Source organism: Dolichospermum sp. FACHB-1091 (genome assembly GCF_014697585.1).
Lineage (GTDB): Bacteria > Cyanobacteriota > Cyanobacteriia > Cyanobacteriales > Nostocaceae > Dolichospermum.
In genome coordinates this window covers 20789-39225 of the sequence record NZ_JACJSB010000020.1, presented here as the reverse complement: position 1 = coordinate 39225, position 18437 = coordinate 20789, and the positions used below count along the sequence as shown (strand labels likewise).

At 36.8% G+C, this 18437-nt stretch carries 17 protein-coding genes; 8 read left to right on the top strand and 9 right to left on the bottom strand.

Going from position 1 to position 18437, the window contains the following annotated elements; genetic code table 11:
- Nucleotides 1–48: 48 nt before the first annotated feature.
- Together map and H6G25_RS13885 are read right to left on the bottom strand one after the other, a co-directional pair.
- Complete coding sequence (gene map / locus H6G25_RS13890) at nucleotides 49–816, bottom strand: type I methionyl aminopeptidase (RefSeq protein ID WP_190392984.1); 768 nt, start codon at nucleotides 814–816, stop codon at nucleotides 49–51.
- A gap of 11 nt (nucleotides 817–827) precedes the next feature.
- On the bottom strand, nucleotides 828–1826 hold the full coding sequence (locus H6G25_RS13885) for a Gfo/Idh/MocA family oxidoreductase (RefSeq protein WP_190392983.1): 999 nt from the start codon (nucleotides 1824–1826) through the stop codon (nucleotides 828–830).
- 467 nt (nucleotides 1827–2293) lie between these two features.
- Here H6G25_RS13885 and H6G25_RS13880 point away from each other — a divergent pair, with 467 nt between their 5' ends.
- Together H6G25_RS13880 and H6G25_RS13875 are read left to right on the top strand one after the other, a co-directional pair.
- Nucleotides 2294–2593: a ferredoxin gene (locus tag H6G25_RS13880; RefSeq protein ID WP_028090810.1), complete on the top strand. Its 300-nt coding sequence runs from the start codon at nucleotides 2294–2296 to the stop codon at nucleotides 2591–2593.
- Between the two features lie 574 nt (nucleotides 2594–3167).
- Nucleotides 3168–3467 (top strand): ferredoxin, encoded by a 300-nt coding sequence (locus tag H6G25_RS13875; protein ID WP_190392982.1) that lies wholly within the window; start codon nucleotides 3168–3170, stop codon nucleotides 3465–3467.
- An 87-nt stretch (nucleotides 3468–3554) separates the two neighbouring features.
- Here H6G25_RS13875 and H6G25_RS13870 read toward each other — a convergent pair whose 3' ends face one another.
- Nucleotides 3555–5144, bottom strand: coding sequence for a SpoIID/LytB domain-containing protein (locus tag H6G25_RS13870; RefSeq protein WP_190392981.1), 1590 nt, complete (start codon nucleotides 5142–5144; stop codon nucleotides 3555–3557).
- A gap of 219 nt (nucleotides 5145–5363) precedes the next feature.
- On the opposite strand from H6G25_RS13870, the gene grpE reads away from it, so the two are divergent.
- Together grpE and H6G25_RS13860 are read left to right on the top strand one after the other, a co-directional pair.
- The gene (gene grpE / locus H6G25_RS13865; protein WP_190392980.1) at nucleotides 5364–6032 is read left to right on the top strand and encodes a nucleotide exchange factor GrpE; all 669 of its coding nucleotides are present in this window, start codon (nucleotides 5364–5366) and stop codon (nucleotides 6030–6032) included.
- 198 nt (nucleotides 6033–6230) lie between these two features.
- Nucleotides 6231–6557 (top strand): STAS domain-containing protein, encoded by a 327-nt coding sequence (locus H6G25_RS13860; RefSeq protein WP_190392979.1) that lies wholly within the window; start codon nucleotides 6231–6233, stop codon nucleotides 6555–6557.
- On the opposite strand, the gene H6G25_RS13855 is transcribed toward H6G25_RS13860, so the two are convergent.
- The 5 genes from H6G25_RS13855 to hisF all read right to left on the bottom strand — a co-directional run bounded on the left by H6G25_RS13855 (nucleotide 6558) and on the right by hisF (nucleotide 10681).
- The gene (locus H6G25_RS13855; protein ID WP_190392978.1) at nucleotides 6558–7694 is read right to left on the bottom strand and encodes a SpoIIE family protein phosphatase; all 1137 of its coding nucleotides are present in this window, start codon (nucleotides 7692–7694) and stop codon (nucleotides 6558–6560) included.
- Nucleotides 7695–7971: 277 nt separating this feature from the next.
- Nucleotides 7972–8745 (bottom strand): DUF1350 family protein, encoded by a 774-nt coding sequence (locus H6G25_RS13850; protein WP_190392977.1) that lies wholly within the window; start codon nucleotides 8743–8745, stop codon nucleotides 7972–7974.
- A gap of 40 nt (nucleotides 8746–8785) precedes the next feature.
- The gene (locus H6G25_RS13845) at nucleotides 8786–9472 is read right to left on the bottom strand and encodes a hypothetical protein (RefSeq protein ID WP_190392976.1); all 687 of its coding nucleotides are present in this window, start codon (nucleotides 9470–9472) and stop codon (nucleotides 8786–8788) included.
- Nucleotides 9473–9615: 143 nt separating this feature from the next.
- Nucleotides 9616–9807: a hypothetical protein gene (locus tag H6G25_RS13840; RefSeq protein ID WP_028084026.1), complete on the bottom strand. Its 192-nt coding sequence runs from the start codon at nucleotides 9805–9807 to the stop codon at nucleotides 9616–9618.
- 100 nt (nucleotides 9808–9907) lie between these two features.
- On the bottom strand, nucleotides 9908–10681 hold the full coding sequence (gene hisF / locus H6G25_RS13835) for an imidazole glycerol phosphate synthase subunit HisF (protein WP_028084025.1): 774 nt from the start codon (nucleotides 10679–10681) through the stop codon (nucleotides 9908–9910).
- 1009 nt (nucleotides 10682–11690) lie between these two features.
- Between hisF and ruvB the strand changes: the two genes are divergently transcribed.
- From ruvB to H6G25_RS13815, 4 genes are all read left to right on the top strand, one after another.
- The gene (gene ruvB / locus H6G25_RS13830) at nucleotides 11691–12791 is read left to right on the top strand and encodes a Holliday junction branch migration DNA helicase RuvB (RefSeq protein WP_190392975.1); all 1101 of its coding nucleotides are present in this window, start codon (nucleotides 11691–11693) and stop codon (nucleotides 12789–12791) included.
- Nucleotides 12792–12998: 207 nt separating this feature from the next.
- A complete protein-coding gene (locus H6G25_RS13825; protein WP_190392974.1) occupies nucleotides 12999–14897 on the top strand; it encodes a WD40 repeat domain-containing protein in 1899 nt (632 codons plus the stop codon).
- 178 nt (nucleotides 14898–15075) lie between these two features.
- A complete protein-coding gene (locus tag H6G25_RS13820; RefSeq protein ID WP_190392973.1) occupies nucleotides 15076–15876 on the top strand; it encodes a tetratricopeptide repeat protein in 801 nt (266 codons plus the stop codon).
- Nucleotides 15877–16193: 317 nt separating this feature from the next.
- Nucleotides 16194–17495: a nucleotide disphospho-sugar-binding domain-containing protein gene (locus H6G25_RS13815; protein ID WP_190392972.1), complete on the top strand. Its 1302-nt coding sequence runs from the start codon at nucleotides 16194–16196 to the stop codon at nucleotides 17493–17495.
- A gap of 52 nt (nucleotides 17496–17547) precedes the next feature.
- Here H6G25_RS13815 and H6G25_RS13810 read toward each other — a convergent pair whose 3' ends face one another.
- Complete coding sequence (locus H6G25_RS13810) at nucleotides 17548–18336, bottom strand: TIGR01548 family HAD-type hydrolase (RefSeq protein ID WP_190392971.1); 789 nt, start codon at nucleotides 18334–18336, stop codon at nucleotides 17548–17550.
- Nucleotides 18337–18437 lie beyond the last annotated feature (101 nt).

The following is an 18437-nucleotide window of genomic DNA, read 5'->3' as shown; positions in this document are numbered from 1 at the left end:
CTCAAACTCCTCTCTTTGCGGCTCTGCGGCTGTGGGTGAGAAAAATCATCAATTTTCTGGTAAAGTCAGAATTTCCACCCCAGATTCCGTCACAACAATCGTATGCTCAAATTGGGCAGAAAGCAAGCGGTCCTTTGTTACCGCAGTCCAACCGTCACTAAGCATTTCCGGCTCATAAGTTCCTTCATTAATCATTGGTTCAATAGTAAACACCATACCGGGTCTAAGTTTTTTACCTCTACCCCTAATGCCATAATGAGGAATATCGGGTGCTGTATGGAAAACATTACTAATTCCATGGCCGACAAAATCCCGCACCACGGAAAAGCCGAAAGACTCAGCATATTCTTGAATAGCCGCCCCAATATCCCCAATTTTCGCCCCTGGTTTCACCTCTGCGATTCCCAATTCTAGACACTTTTGTGTCACTTCTACTAATTTTTGGGCTTTTGGAGAAGGACTACCAACCAGAAATGTTTTTGATGTATCACCATGATAACCATCCAGAATGGGTGTCACATCTATATTAATAATGTCCCCATCTTTGAGAATTTGTTTAGCATTGGGAATACCGTGACAAATTACCTCATTTACACTAGTACAAATTGACTTAGGATAACCTTTATAACCTAAAGGAGCGCTTTTTGCTCCATGCTTTTGCGTCCATCTTTCCGCTTCATCATTCAATTCTAGGGTACTTACTCCTGGTTTCACCAAAGGTTCTAAATATTGTAACAATTTAGCAGCCAAGCGGCCAGCGCGACGCATTTTTTCTATTTCCCGCTGGGATAAAATGACTATAGTTTCTGTTTTCATCAAATTTTAATTTACTCTTTTAAAAATACAGTTAACCCAGTCGATGCTGCTCTATAAGTAGCATCTGCTACCTTGAGGGCATACAAGCTTTGTTCTGGAGTGATATATAAAGGACTAGCATCAAATAAATAGTCTAATACCATAGTCGTATCTTTGGCAAATAAACCCCGGCGTGTACCCACCTCAATTAACTGCGTTCTTTGTCCTAATATTAACATTGCCGTATCACCATCGAGAATTATCCCCCCATTTTCACCATGAACCTCTAATTTACGTTCTGATTGCCACAAAGTTTCACCCTTGCCATAAACTACCTGTGCCAATAAACCACTGTCAAAGCACAACTGGGCTGAACAGAAACAGGTTTGGTAATAATCTGGTTCAATTTGCCAATATCTTTGATGACAGTTAACGCTAAAAACTTCACCAAACAAATCAATCAGACGATTTAACCGAGATAAAGCCCCAATTAAAGGAAAACCAAACATTTCATGATTATAAGTCCATTTGCGCGGCGCTGGATGCTGAGGATTCAGGGTACTATGGCGAACATAAAACAAATCACCCAGTTGATACAAGTGTTGTTTTAACGTTTGATGCCAACCCCCCAATAATTCAATGTGTTCGACGTGCAATAGCTTATTGACTGTTTTTGCTAAAATGATCAGTTGTTCGGCTTCCTTGACATCTATAGCCAGGGGATATTCAACAATTACGTGCTTACCCCTTTCCAAAGCAGCGCGGGCAATTTTGCCATGATCTTGATTAATAGTGCATAATACCACCAAATCCAAATCTTCCCGTTCTACTAGCTGTTGCCAAGAACTCATAGCCTCAATTGCGTATTCTTGGGCTAAAATGGTTGTTCTTTGGGGATTACCAGCTATAGCTATTAAATCACTGCGCGGATCTTGTCGCAATGCCTCAGCCCTAAGTTTAGCAGCATAGCCGGTGCCGACTAAACCCACGCGCAGACTATTTGTGGATAAAGGTGGTTTATGATTATACATGATTTATCACCAGTTTTCAATGTTTGGGTTTAATGCCATGAGTATTTTATCAACAGGTTAGTAAGAAATGTCTGACTTTATAAGTACCATAAATATTTCCATTTCCTGACTCCTCCAGTCCAGCTTGACATCTATCCAGGTCAGGACTTTATATCAGGACTTACGCAAAATATCTCTCAAACCCTCTTTTCTTCGTTCTCTTCGTTCCTATCCCTGACGGGACGCTCCGCGAACGTGGTTCATTATTCCGTGACTTGTGCGTAAGTCCTATATATAACAAAAACTTATTAGTCTTCTGTAAATAAATTTCATTTCTAATCGGGTTTGATTTTCCGTCATAAATCGTAACTTTTCCCTTAGTATCAGAATTGAAGCAAATTTTAACCAGCGGCTAATTCTATCAGAATAGCCCTATTATTTGCATCAAAATAACTTATACTGCCGATTTCACAAGAGAGGATAATTAAATGGCTACTTACAAAGTGAGACTTATCAACGAAGCCGAAGGTTTAGACACAACTCTTGAAGTTAAAGATGATGACTATATTCTAGATGCAGCGGAAGAAGCTGGTCTAGATTTACCCTACTCCTGTCGCGCTGGCGCTTGTTCAACCTGTGCGGGTAAAATCGTTTCCGGTAAAGTTGACCAATCAGATCAGTCTTTCTTAGATGATGATCAAATCGAAGCTGGATATGTTCTGACTTGTGTTGCTTATCCTGCTTCTGATGTGACTATCGAAACCCACAAAGAAGAAGACCTTTACTAAGCCTTAGCTATCTGGCTATTAGCAATAATAATTCAGTACGGGGATTGGGATCTACTGAGTCAGAGTTTCTACAAATTACCCAATTCCCTACTACCTTTAATTTTAGTCAGTTGTTAGCGATAGCAGCAACTTCATTCACAAATATCGTTTCATTCTATCAGTACCGCGCATTTTCATCAGTCCCACTCACCAAGATGTAATTTGACCAAAAAATTTTAGATTTTAGATTTTAGATTTTAGATTGGGAATTTTCGGTACAAGCTCTGCCCCTTCAGGACGGAACTAATCCAATGTTGCGCCAATCTAAAATCCTCAAGCTCTACCCTAGAGTGTGGAGTCAATCGAAAATCTATTGACATCTATCTAAAATCCTGTTTTAGATAATAAAAACTTATTAGTCTTCTGTAAATAAATTTCATTTCTAATCGGGTGCGATTTTCTGTTATAAATTGTAACTTTTCCCTTAGTATCAGAATTGAAGCAAATTTTAACTAGCGGCTAATTCTATCAGAATAGCTCTATTACTTGCATCAAAATAACTTATAGAGCCGATTTCACAAGAGAGGATAATTAAATGGCTACTTACAAAGTGAGACTTATCAACGAAGCCGAAGGTTTAGACACAACTATTGAAGTTCCCGAAGATGAATATATTCTAGATATTGCCGAAGATCAAGGATTAGACTTACCCTACTCCTGTCGCGCTGGCGCTTGTTCAAGCTGTGCGGGTAAAATCAAATCCGGTACTGTTGACCAATCTGATCAGTCTTTCTTAGATGATGATCAAATCGAAGCTGGATATGTTTTAACTTGTGTTGCTAGACCTACTTCTAATGTTGAAATCTATACCCATAAAGAAGAAGACATCTACTAAGCTTTAGCTATCTGGCTATTAGCAATAATAATTCAGTCCGGGGATTGGGGATGATCTACTGATTCAGATTTTCTACCAATTCCCCAATTACCTACTGCCTTTAATTTTAGTACCAGGATAATAAAATTCTAGAATCTTGGCGCTAGACCAACCTAACTTGGCTAAATTCTGAGCGCCTGTTTGACTCAAACCCACGCCATGTCCTAAGCCACCACCGATAAAAGCATATCCCCAAATATTCCTTTGTCCTTTGTTAAGAGGTTCAATATAAAAAAGCGTGCTAATGGGTGCTGCAAAAGCACTGCGAACTTCATCTTTTTGTAAAGTAAAAATACCGATATCCGTTTTTACAGCTAATTTTAAAATTCTGCCACTGGGACTGCGTTTAACGATAGACATGGCCTGAATTGTTTGGAATTTGCTGTCAGGGCTTTTTTTAGCTCGTAAAAATTTCTGCAAGTCTTTGGTAATTGTATTGATATCAGTTTCTCGGCGCCAACGGAATACATCCCATGTACTCTCATTAAATCCGTCCTTGAGGGCGATGAATTTCTGGAAATTCTGATCATCTGCTAAATTCTGATTAGACAAGTTCCAAATATTACTATTAGCAGCGTCTATAACTGGTTTTAAATAGGGACGGTCTTCACCATTCCAAATATCGCTAAAGTTAGCAGTTACACCACCTGTAGTGGAAGAATACAAAGCATCAACTATTTCATTCTTATAAGTAAGAACCTGACCTCTAGTAGAGGCAATGGCCTGATCTGTATTTTTAGCAACTCCGCTGAGTCCCTGATAAACTTGACAGTGAGTATCAGCACATAACTGATAATTATCTACTGCAAATCTACGGACATTACGTAAGGCATAGGTGCGAGCAATAATGGCTTGTGCTTCTAGGGCTGCTTTTGGCGCGTTTGTACCAATTTCATAGGGTAAAACACCACGAATATAGGTTTCTAATGGTACTGTATTGACTAAAGTGTAATTCCCGTAAGCATTGGGCTGTAAAGTCATTCTTCCCCCATAGTTGAAGTTTTTTTGGGGGGTTGTTTTGGATTGATCACCTGTCTTGACCTTAATTATGTCTTTACCTGTACTTACTTCTAGATAATTTGGACTGTACTTTTTGCCATTGACACTCCAAGTAATTTTTGGTACTTGTTGACGAATATTTGTGGCTAAATAAGCATTTTGATCGCCAGATGTTTTTATACTTTGTAATAGCAAACGGCGAATTAAGGGAGTGCTGTAAACGTCCCGTTTTGCCCATACTTGCCAGCGTTCTGGCTGGGCTATTTCCACTTCTATCCCCTGGGAGCGCCAGTGGTTGGCGCTATCTTCGGCTGTTTCAAAGGTACGGAAGTCACCCAAAACTAATACTTCCTTAATCTCCCGTTGGATCAAGGTTTCCATAACTGTTGCTAACCGAATGGGTTGGTCGGTGGTTAAGGTTTGCTGCTGATTATCAACCACAAATTTTAATGTTAAGCGATCGCCTTTTGTGGGGGCTAATTCTAATTTGTCGGTGGGTTTAGCCCCAAATCGCTGCACAATGCCAATTTGCAATTCTACATCCTGATTCTTGCTTACTGGTTCTGATGCAGCAGTCAATCCCAACAAGCACAGGGTTGTGATTAATCTGTAGGAAGAACGCCAAAAAAATATTTTCATGAAGACTAATTCTGATTACCCTTATGCTATCGGCAAGATTTTCAATAATTAACCCTTTTGCCTATTACCTAATTATATGTTTTTCGCTTATACGCTTCTATGATACCATTACGCCTTTTGTAAAAGTCATTATCTTCAAAGGATGCTCGGAAGTTGACTAGAAGAATAAAGCCATATAAGGGGGTATAATGGCTATTAACGCCTTATACGCTTTTGCCCATGTCCCAAGCTGACTTCACCCAGAATTTGCAAAATTTAATGCAAAAGGTCGGTTTTACCAGTTTTAAATCCTTGAGTCTAGCTGCTGGTGTTTCTCAGTGGCAAATTTTGCAGTTACGGAGGGGAAAAATTCGGCAGATGCGGGTGGAGGTATTACTAAAAATATCACAGGTTTTGCAAATATCTGGGGGTGAATTGGCAGAAACTTTTGGTGTTCAGGGTTTATCATTGAAAACAGCAAAAACTCAGCGTGAAGATTATAATATAGACTTATTACAACAAATAACAGAATTACAAAATGAGCATAAAAGAATATCGTTGTCAATGTTACAACAAAGGGAATTATTACAACAGGAATTTCAGCGGTCAAGTTTACAAATATTAGAATCACTGCTGCTACAATGGCCAACAGCGGCTTATAGAGCTAGGGAGGATCATCAGTTAGCAGCAGTAAAAATATTACCTTTGGTAGATAAGCCTTTAGAGGCATTATTACAGGCTTGGGGTGTGAGGGCGATCGCTTCTGTGGGTGATCAAATCCCCTATAATCCGCAATTGCATCAATTACTGGAGGGAACAGCACAACCAGGAGAGATAGTTACGGTACGTTATGCAGGCTATATGCAACGTGATCAGTTGCTATATCGAGCTAGGGTAAGTCCGATGTAAAGTTTATTTTCTGTTGATAAATTGATCAGAAACTCTTGAAGTTTCCTGTTTTATTTTTCAAAAACATTAATGTATTCTTAATTAAAGAACACTTGATGTTTTTCTTTACTAAATATTTTTTGTAATATCTAAATATTTAGTATATACTAACAACATCACCATCTAAACACTCTGAAATTAAATCAAGATTAGTATCTTATGAATCAGCAGGTAAAAGTGATTGTAATCAATGGAAATTTTCATGCCAGTACCTCATCGGAATTTCATAAAAATATCAAAGAAGCGATCGCAACTGGAATAAAAATTGTGTTGATTGATTGTCATAATGTCACCTTTATGGATAGTTTTGGTTTAGGTACTTTAGTTTCAACATTTAAAACCTTACAGGAGTTTGGGATCAAGATGGTTATTTGTTCTGCTAATGACCAAGTTAAAATGTTATTTGAATTAACTGGCATGGATAGCAAATTTACAATTGTTCCTAGTCAAGAGACCTTTGAAAATCTTTTAGTTTCTGTCAGCTAATTAATCAAATTTGATTTGAAGAATAGATAAATCATCCTCAAATGTTTCTTTGGAGTTTAAGTTAATTAGGTAGTCCAGTATATAATCAAGTTGGTTATTAACAGAATACTGTAAGCTAATGAGAATCTGAATTAAACCTTCTAAACTCCAAAGAGTACCATTTGATTGAGTTATTTCATAAGCACCATCACTAAAAATATAAAGGGTGCTAGACTTCTCAATGTGACAAGAAGCATCAACATACTTGGCTTCAGGAAACATCCCAATCGGTATTCCTGGAGTTTTTAATCTTTTTACTTCTGTGTTAACGAGGGAGTTTCCAGAGAGAATGATTGCTGGGGGATGTCCAGCACTAGAATAGGTTAACTGACGACTAATTCGATTATAAACTCCATACCAAATCGTAAAATACTTATCATTTTGATAATTCATTTGAAAGGTATTGTTTAAAGCCGCTAAAACCTCACTAGGTTGATGGTAATTTAAATCATTGAGAGCGCGGGAACGTAATAGATTTAATACGGAAATAGATGGTAAAGTCGCTTTGAGTCCATGGCCAGAAGCATCTAATAAATAGATTGCTAAAGAATCGGGATCAAGCCAATTATAGTCAAAACAATCTCCACCAAGTTGCCGTGATGGCACAAACTTAAATTTAATACTCAAAGGGTGATTAAGAGGTAGAGGTAAAAGAGATTTTACATATTCTGTAGCTTCGGCTAATTCCGTTTCTAAAAGGAGCTTTTGGGTATGTAAATCATGACTTAATTGATGTATACGTAAACCGGCTCTTACCCTTGCTTGTAGTTCATTTTGTTCAATAGGTTTGGTGATAAAATCATCAGCACCAGCATCTAATCCCTTCACTCGATTAGCGACTGAATCTAAAGATGTTAATAAAATAAAAAATGTGGTAGATAATCTGGGATCTTTTTTAATGCGATCGCACACTTCTAAACCACTCAAACCTGGCATAATCCAATCACATATAATTAGGGCTGGATGTGAATCTAAAGTTCTTAAAATTCCTTCTTCTCCCGTACTAGCAGTAATCACTTCATAACCTTGTTTTTCTAAAATTCTTTTCAGAAATATTTGTACGGAGCGATCATCATCAATTACTAATATTTCAAACATTGGATGTTACTGAATATAATTAAAATTATATCTTTGATTTATCTCCTGCAGAGGTGCAGAGAGTAGAAGTTTTATATCTTTCCCTAAATTTGATGTAATTTATATGCAAATGACCTGAGATATAATGACACTTTAAATAAATATCAATTACAATACCTTTACTTTTTTGTAGGTTGGGTTGAGGGGAGCAAAACCCAACATATTTGTTAGGTTGATTTAGGGAACATAACCTAGTAATCAAGGCTTTTCTCAATTTTCTGAAAGTATTAAATTAGAATCATGAAAGGGGACTTAACCAGAATAACATAACTTGTTTTAATTGATTTAGATCTCGATAAACTTCTTGTTTTAACCATTGTCCTAAAGCATCAAAAGGACTGAAAGAATTTCCAGGTTGCCATTTAATATCCTGTCCTAAAGGTGTGGTATGATTTCCTGATAAAGTTTGTGTTGTTATCATATCAGGAAAGAGTTTTTGTAAAATTTTTGTTAAGTCTGCTGATTGATCTAGAGTATCTTTATTAAATCTGATTAATAAATTCCGCCGAATTTGATAACTTTCGCGTACTATCTGGTTGGTTTCTGCAGGTGTAGGTGTAAATTCAATGTCTAATTGGGAATTTAATTGAGAATTTAACTGTTCTACTAAGGGTATAGCTTCACTCGCAGCAAAGTTATTAAAGGAGATTAAAATATTACCAGCACGTTGTACTGAAAAAAGACTACCAATAAGTAAATGCAGTTTACAACCCATACTATGTCCTATTCCATAGGTAGGAAGGTAAATTTTCCGTATTTCTCCTGATTCTTGTAACCTTTCTAGGGTGCGTTCAAAGTTAATTAATACATTTTTGGCGATCGCTATATGATCCAATGTGTTCACGAAAGGTGTCGCAATCACTACATATCCTTTAGCAGCGAGATGTTCGAGTAACCAACGATAGGTTAAATGTGGTAAAGTAGCTACAAATGCACCACCTAAAAAGTGAATAATCCCCACGGGGTGACGGGGAATAATGACCCAATTACCTCTAATTTCTTGCCAGTTCATTGCTAGAATTTATTAATTGTCTAATGATTGTATTCTGATTTTAACTTTTATTTTGCAACTTTTTCATTTCCTGTTGTACATCTAAGGAAATTTGTAAAGCTTCATTTAATAATTTACCATGTTCTGTGGCTTCTTCTGTAATTTGCATTGAGGCTAAAGTTGCTAAATTATTAGCAAATAAATCAGAATTAGTAATAATAAAACTTTTATTCTCTCGCAAAATTCTCTCAGTCTTTAAAGCGCGGATTAAATCATTCCTCGTTAGTTCCAGTGCTGCTAATACTTTTTCTCTTTCTTGAATACCCACTCCTAAATTACCAGCATCCTCGATTTGGTCATTAATATCTATAGCTTTAATCACGGAATTATATCTTTCTACATCATTCAATAAAATCCGTAAAGAATTTGTCTGATGTTGTTTGAGAAACCTACTTTTTCCTTTCCATAGGAAATACAATATAGTTTGTATACTTCCCCCTGTCCAAAAAAGAAAGACAATCAATGGTATTAAAAATGATGACTTTACCAACAGATATATAAAAGCGCAAATAGAAAGTCCTGCAAAAACTAACGTTGGATTTTCTGTTTCTTTAACTTTTTTTAGCAATTGTCTACTTAATTCCTGAATAATATCGGTAATAATTATTAATTTATTATTAACAGGTAAGTTAGTCAATTTTTGCAGTTCGTCATGACTAATATCCAATTCTTGTAAATCATCTCGCACAGTTACTAAATCCTTAACATACTAGTGATTTAGTTTAATATAACAATTGAATTTCTCTAATGGCTATAGATAAGCCTTAATTCTGTTGATGATAACTATATATCATTTCCTAGTCCACGGAATCATTTTGACCTCTATTTTAATTAAGAAATTTGTAACAAATAGCTCATACAGTGTCCCATTAAAAAATAGACCACCAGCATTGCTACTGCGGCTAATGCCACTATCATACCAGCTAACATGAAAGAAAATTCTTTATGCTCAAAAGCTTTTTCCATCAGGTGTAGAGACCATGCTACAAGCGCCACATCAAAGATTAAAATAGGAATCAACATATTTCTTAATATTTCTTCATAGAAGTACCATTATCTTAACACTCTTTCAGAAAACTGTGTTTGATGTTCGACGGCGGTAGTTGGTCGCTATGATCTGATATCAAGCAGGAAGACGAACAGGAACATTACGTTCTTGCAAATAATTCTTAATTTGTGCTACGCTGAGTTGTCCGAAATGTAACAATGATGCTAACAGTGCGGCTTCCGCTTTACCTTGAGTTAAAGCAGTGTGAATGTGTTCACAGTTTCCAGCGCCACCAGAAGCAATGACAGGAATTTCTACAGCATTAGCGATCGCTTTTGTCAAGTCCAAATCATAACCAGCTTGAGTACCATCAGCGTCCATACTTGTAACTAATAATTCTCCCGCCCCCCTTTTTGTTACTTCTTTAGCCCACTCTAAAGCATCTATACCAGTATTTTCTCTACCACCGCGAACATATACATCCCAGCCCGGATTCTCGGTATCAGGTCTGCATCTAGCATCAATAGCTACAACAATACACTGATTTCCAAAGCGATCGCTGGCTTGATTAATTAAATCTGGGTTTCTGACCGCCGCAGAATTAATACTAACCTTGTCAGCCCCGGCTCGTAATAAATCTTTAACATTTTCTAAGGTTTGAATTCCTCCACCCACGGTCAGGGGAATGAAGACCTGTTCAGCAGTGCGGTAAACCACATCAATAATCGTGTTTCTGTCTTCATGAGTGGCTGTAATATCTAGAAATACTAACTCATCAGCACCGGCTTGATTATAAACCCTGGCCAGTTCTACCGGATCACCCGCATCCTTGAGATCAACAAAGTTAATTCCTTTGACAACTCTGCCAGCTTTGACATCTAGACAAGGTAAGATTCTTTTAGACAACATAATAACTTTTTTGCTCCTGGTAATTGCTAGGAATTTTAATTGTAAAGGCAATTGGGGAATAGATGACAAGAGTGGATCAAGATCCAATGGGTCTTGTCCAGACTCAAATATACTCAAGGAGGTATGGGTGTAATTGAAAAATAGGACTGAATAATTATCAATTACTGTTTTAGTGTTCCGGGTTAAAACTGAAAATTGTCAGAATTACTAAGTAGGTTGGCGTTAAAAATTGTCGTTATGACAAGGGAATAGGGAATAGGGAATAGGGAATAGGGAACAGGGAACAGGGAACAGGGAACAGGGAATAGGGAATAGGGAATAGGGAATAGGTTTTGAGCAACTTTACTTTTTGTTACTTATGTCGTTTTTTTCATTCACCTACTTAACTATCAACTCTGTAAGTAGTGATGCAAAATCAACTGTATATTTACAATAGAGAATAGGGAACAGGGAACAGGGAACAGGGAACAGGGAACAGGGAACAGGGAATAGGGAATAGGGAACAGGGAACAGGGAACAGGGAATAGGGAATAGGGAATAGGAAATAGGTTTTGAGCAACTTTACTTTTTGTTACTTATGTCGTTTTTTCCATTCACCTACTTAACTATCAACTCTGTAAGTAGTGATGCAAAATCAACTGTATATTTACAATAGAGAATAGGGAACAGGGAACAGGGAACAGGGAACAGGGAATAGGGAATAGGGAATAGGGAACAGGGAATAGGGAACAGGGAACAGGGAATAGGGAACAGACAAGAAATCCAGATATTTTTTGATATTTTTTGTTTCTAAAAGAGGGAATTACTTTGACTCAGATACTTATCTACTAGGTCAGATAAATTACCTTAAAAAGTAAATATAAATGTTTATGTAAACATTTATATTTTTTGGCATTGTCACTGGATTGAAAGTAACCGTAAATATCCTATACTGGTGTTAGATCCTGACTCCTGTAAAGGTTTAGCGGTGCTAAATCCCGATTTCTGAACTTCTGAATTACCGAAAATTATGGCAATTATCTCCTCCAAAAAACAGCCTCCAGAACCCAACAAAGAAGTAAAACAGCCACAGAAATCAGCTAAAGTACCTGCTGCTGAAAGTCTGTTACAGTCGGAGGCTGCTATTAATGAACAAGGTAAACCAGAAGAAAGTATACGTCCCCAGCGGTTTGCTGACTACATAGGACAACAGGATTTAAAGGATGTTTTGGATATAGCCATTAAAGCAGCTAAGTCGAGGAATGAGGTCTTGGATCATTTGCTGTTGTATGGACCTCCAGGTTTAGGTAAAACCACAATGGCCATGATTTTAGCATCGGAAATGGGAGTAAACTACAAAATTACCAGCGCCCCAGCTTTGGAAAGACCACGGGACATTGTGGGGTTATTGGTTAACCTCAAACCGGGAGATGTGTTATTCATAGATGAGATTCATCGTCTATCCCGGATGACAGAGGAGATTTTGTATCCAGCGATGGAAGATTACCGCCTAGATATTACCATAGGTAAGGGTTCTAGCGCCAGAATTAGAAGTATACCTTTATCTAAATTTACCTTAGTAGGGGCGACAACTCGCGTCGGAGCTTTAACTTCACCATTACGCGATCGCTTTGGCTTAATTCAAAAGTTACGCTTTTATGAAGTTGAAGAACTAACTCAGATTGTTCTCCGCACTGCTGAATTATTAGAGACCGCAGTTAGTTTAGATGGGGCTACGGAAATAGCTAAACGTTCGCGGGGAACACCAAGAATTGCTAACAGACTTTTAAAAAGAGTCCGTGATTATGCGGAAGTAAAACTCTTGATGGAAATTAACGAAGCTGTAGCAGCAGAAGCATTACAGTTATTTCAAGTTGATCCCTGTGGCTTGGACTGGACAGATAGAAAAATGCTCAGTGTAATTATTGAAAACTTTAATGGTGGTCCAGTGGGTTTAGAAACCATTGCTGCTACTACGGGGGAAGACACCCAAACCATTGAAGAAGTTTATGAACCGTATCTAATGCAAATAGGTTATTTAAGCCGAACACAAAGGGGTAGAATAGCAACAAAAGCAGCTTATCAACACATGGGTTTTAAGCCACCCAAAGAGCAGTTATCATTATTGTAAGTGGATTAAAAGTAAAATAGGACTTACGCAAGAGTTACGGAATAAACGAACCACAGAGACACAGAGAACACAGAGAAATGAGGGTTTGAGAGATATTTTGCGTAAGTCCTGTAAAAATCTAAAAATCTAGACCCTCACTTTTTAAATACGTCTTAAATAAGTTGGGTGTCTGCTATAATCACTACTTGACAAGTAATACCAGGGAACATGAATAATCATAAGTGGCTAAAAGTTAGCGAGTATCTATGCTTAGGGTTGTCCATATTAGGAATAATAGTAGCTACAGTGACGCAACAAGTAGCTTATGGTTTGATTCCCTTGTGTTTAAGTGTGGCTTTAAATTTAGTTAATCGTCCTCAGTTTCATTATTCCCAATTACAATCACTTGACCAATTACAGACAAATTTGCAAAATACAGATGAAGAATTTGATCAACTAAATAAAACCATGAATACATATAATCAACGACTAGAACAAATCGAAACTTGGAGACAACAATTAAGTCAAATTATTGACCAGAGGATTGAGATCGCAATTAATCAAATTTTGGGAAAAATCGAGGCTGATAAACAAGAAATTAGTCAAATTATTGACGAGAAAATTCAAATTGTCAATAATCGTTTACAGCAATTAGATACTTCCCTAGAAAACTTGAGTTCCAATGTTGAAAAAGATGAATATTTAAACAATATTGCTGAATTGAAAACTGAATTATTATCACTTAATCAACAGATACAAGTCTTAAATTCTCGATTTACAGAAATTGAAACCTCTATAGAAAGTGACCATCAAAACAATTTACAGCAATTAACAGAATTAAGTAATAATCAACAAAATCAAAATAGGGAATTTTCCCAGATTAATCAACAAATTGCAGTGATTAATTCCCGATTTACAGAAATTGACAACTCAACAGAGAAATTACATCAAACAATTTCAGAACACAACCAAGAAATAAATGAAATTAAACAAAAGCAAGAAAGTGAAACTTCCCAAAATCATCACATCCTTGATGTGATTACCCAACAATTAACAAAATTAGATGCGTTAACAGAATTAGATAATTTATTTACAGCTTTAGTACAACCGTTACAGGTAGAAAATAAATCGAATTTACAACCAAAAGATAATGATCAAGAAACAGCAGAAACACTAGAACTAACTCCTCCCAAATCTCTAATAGATGAGAAAACTGGAAAATTAGTATTTTTTAATAATCTCAAAACACATAAAAATAAAGTTCTCTCTGTGGACTTTAGTCCAAATGGTAAACTTTTAGCAAGTGGAAGTGATGATAAAATCATTATATTGTGGGATTTAGCAACCAAGAAACATTCTATTTTAGAAGGACATGGAGAATATTCTTCGTCTAGGGGGATTAATTCCATAGCTTTTAGTCCAGATAGTCAGTTTTTGATCAGTGGAAGTGATGACAAAACAATTAAATTATGGAACATAAATCTAGGACTAGCAATTTACACATTTATCGGACATGAAAAAAGGGTGTATGCTGTCGCATTTAGTCCCTTGGGAAAACTGATAGCTAGTGGTAGTAAAGATAAAACCGTAAAAATGTGGTCACTAGAAACAGGAAAAGAAATTTACTCTTTTCAGGGTCATACAGATGAGGTTTTATGTGTAGCTTTCAGTCCCGATGGTAAACTATTAGCTAGTGGTGCGGGTGGTAATGATAAAACCATCAAAATTTTAGTATTAGCTGAAAATCAAGTCAAAACATTAAGAGGACATTCTGATTGGTTTGGAGGAATTACTTCTCTTGCGTTTAGTCCAGACGGAAAAACTTTAATTAGCGGTAGTCAAGATAAAACTATTAAACTTTGGGATGTAGAAACTAGTCAAGAAATAAGAACCTTATCGGGACATTCTGATCATATTTCTTCCCTAGCTTTTAGTCCCAATGGTCAAATATTGGCTAGTGCGAGTAAAGATAAAACACTGAAAATATGGACAATAGATAATGGAGAAGAAATTTCCAGTATCAAGTATAATGATGCAGTAATTAACTCAATTGCTTTTAGTCCAGATGGTAAAGTATTGGCTGCGGGGAGTGGAGATAAAACAATTGCTTTGTTTCCTTTAGAGTAAATTCTCAGTAATTATAAAAGAGATATTAACACCTTTTTTATTTTTTTTATATTTTTTATAATTACATCTGGTTTATAATTACATCTGGGTACTCTGGGTCTGGAGTGGTTTGTAAAAAAAAATCGCCATTTGCCACTATTTGTTATATTATTAATTTTGTTGCATATCACTTACTTAGATGATTAAATTAATTGGTATTTTTCTGAGTTTGTTAATGGTTTTTAGTTGGAATACACCCGTTATGGCACAAACTCAAACTATAACCGCAGAAGAGTTACAAATAGGAGACGAATTAGCTACTAAGGCCTTTATAGCCACAAATAAAGGTGATTTTGTCACAGCGGAAACTTATTGGACACAAATCATTGAAAAATTTCCCAGCAATGCGGGAGCATGGAGTAATCGTGGTAATTCTCGTGTTAGTCAAAATAAATTAGCAGCAGCATTAGCTGATTATAATAAAGCCGTAGAACTTGCTCCCAATGTGACAGATCCTTATTTGAATCGGGGGACAGCATTGGAAGGTTTAGGGAGATGGGAAGAAGCGATCGCCGATTATAATCGTGTGTTAGAATTAGATCCCCAAGATGCTATGGGCTATAATAATCGCGGTAATGCTAAAGCAGGTTTAGGACAATGGGAAGCAGCCATTTTAGATTACCAAAAAGCCTCAGAAATTAACCCCAATTTTGCCTTTGCTAGAGCTAATTACGCCCTAGCTTTATATGAAACTAATCAAGTAGAAAAAGCAATTCGGGAAATGCGAAATATAGTCCGTAAATATCCCCGGTTTGCTGATATGCGAGCCGCATTAACAGCAGCCTATTGGGTGACAGGAAATAGAGGTGAAGCGGAAAGTAATTGGGTAGCAGCCTATGGATTAGATATTCGTTATAAAGATATAAATTGGGTGACAAATATCCGCCGTTGGCCGCCAAGTATGGTATTAGCCTTAGATAAATTTTTGAAATTAAAATAAGAGCATTTCCCAAAATAAATTATCCAATGATAATAGGTGACGTTATCTAATTAACGCACCTTTTAATTAATTTGCTGAAAATGACGCAATGGGAATATTCCAGGTAATACCTGCATGAGTTATTGTGTAAAATCGTTAATTATTTTTCGGGTTTTTGAGAGTTAAATATAAGATAAGTTTAAAAAAAAATCTAATTTAAAATCTAAGTTTGATAATTATGGTCAGCACTCTCAAAAAAATATTTACACGTTAAATTTGTAAGGTAGTTTTCTGGTATATGTGATTGTAATTGATTCTAATTAATAGAAAACACAATTATGACTCATTTTGGTATTCTTTGTCCAGCAGCAATAGGTCATCTTAACCCAATGTTTGTTTTGGGAAGAGAATTAAAACGTCGTGGTCATCGGGTTACATTATTCCATATACCCGATGTTCAATCTAAGGTGAATAAGGCTGGATTAGAATTTTGGAAAATAGGCGAAGCTGAATTTCCCTCTGGAATATTAGAACCAATGTACAAACAGTTGGGAGAATTAAGTGGAATACCAGCATTAAATTTCACAATAAACTGGCTGGAAAAGGAAACAAAGATGCTGTTTAGTGAAGGACCTACAGCAATCTCGAAAGCAGGAATAGAGGTGTTGTTAGTAGATCAAGTAACAACCGGTGGCGGAACTATTGCCGACTTCCTAAAAATACCTTTTATCTGTGTATGCAATGCCCTTCTCATTAATAGGGAAACAGGAGTTCCACCTTACTTTACCAATTGGGACTATAACACAGCCTGGTGGTCTTCTTGGCGAAACCTTGCAGGTAACTTTTTACTGAATCGATTATCACAAAAAATCTGGAAATTAGTCGTAGATCAACGTCGTCAATGGAATTTGCCAGCTTATATATGTCGTGATGATGCTGCTGGAAAATTGGCTCAGATATGCCAGCTACCTGCTGAATTTGACTTTCCGCGAATACGTTTACCCAAAACATTTCATTATACTGGTCCATTACAAGACCCGTCAGGATTAGAGCCTCTTTCATTATCAGCAGTACCTTTCCCTTTTGAAAAATTGAATGGTAAACCATTGATTTACGCTGCATTAGGTACTTTACAAAACCGCAAACAGGAAATTTTTCAAATTATTGCAGAAGCATCTATAGGATTGGATGTACAACTTGTCATTTCTTTAGGTCAGCCAGAAATAAAAGAATTAGATTTTAACCTACTAGGTTCACCTCTGGTCGTACCCTATGCCCCCCAGCAGCAATTGATTTCGCAATCTGTTCTCACTATCACTCATGGTGGTATGAATGCAGTGTTAGCGGCTTTAAGCAGTGGAGTTCCACTGGTAGCTATTCCGATTACTAATGAACAGCCGGGAATTGCTTCTCGCATAGCTTATACAGGCACCGGGGAATTTTTACCACTGTCTCGCTTAGATGTTACAAGTCTACAAAAAACAATAAAGCGGGTATTAACAGAATCCTCGTACAAACAAAATGCAGTGAGGCTAAAAGAGGCAATTGTTAGGGCTGGGGGTTTGAATTACGCCGCTGATATTGTTGAAAAGGTAGTATATACTGGCCAACCAATTCTCTCTAATCAAATCAAATATTAAGACGGAATATGCGATCGCTCTGACACTACCATACAGCGATCGCATACCTAAATTATGATTCTAATTTGGAAATTGTCTTAATTGTTAGTTCTTGTACATTATTAAATACGATATTTGCCCCAGATTTCATCAGCATTTGTGCATAATTTTCACGTTCCGCTGCTGTTTCCTGAACGTGAGGAGGTAACACTCCCACACTCAACCAAGTCCGTGAATTATCTATAGCTTTGGCTTTGACCACGGTATACATATCTGCTACTGTGTCTCCCACATACACAACTGTTGATTTTTGATCGTTACCATTTGTTAACAGGTTAATACTAGCAAAAAGCCCCGTAGGATCTGGTTTACCGGGTGCGTCTTCCATTGCAATTAGTACAGGAGCTTTTAAACCTAAACGTTTTTCTAACACATATTTAGCACTCAAACGAGTCGCACCACTAAAAAAACCCCAAGCAATACCACTTTGGGTTAATTCTTGAAAATAACTAGGGTCTACTAATAAAGACTCATGACAAATATAACCATTCCAATTTTCAGGATCTGTACCTCGATAACGGCTTTGAAAATAAGTCACAATCTCTTCATAATCTAATGATAGTTGTTCCCTCTCCTGTCCTTGACTGACAAAATGACGGTAAATTAACTCCTGGGAGGCTTCCCAATCATTATTCCAGATTCCCTCTGATTTGAGGTGGTCAATGTCCATTGCTGTGGGACGATAAGCTTGTCCGGTAAAATATTCTACCGTATCTGATAGCGCTCGACGATAGGACCCACTCACATCACGGATAACTCCATCTATATCAAATATAACGATAGTTTTTGTGTTTACGGTCATGGCAGTGACGGGAAAAGTAATATCTACAAAATTTTACAGTAGTCCAATTTGATTAGGGCGTGTTACGACTATATAATATGGTAAATCAGTGGCAAACAACA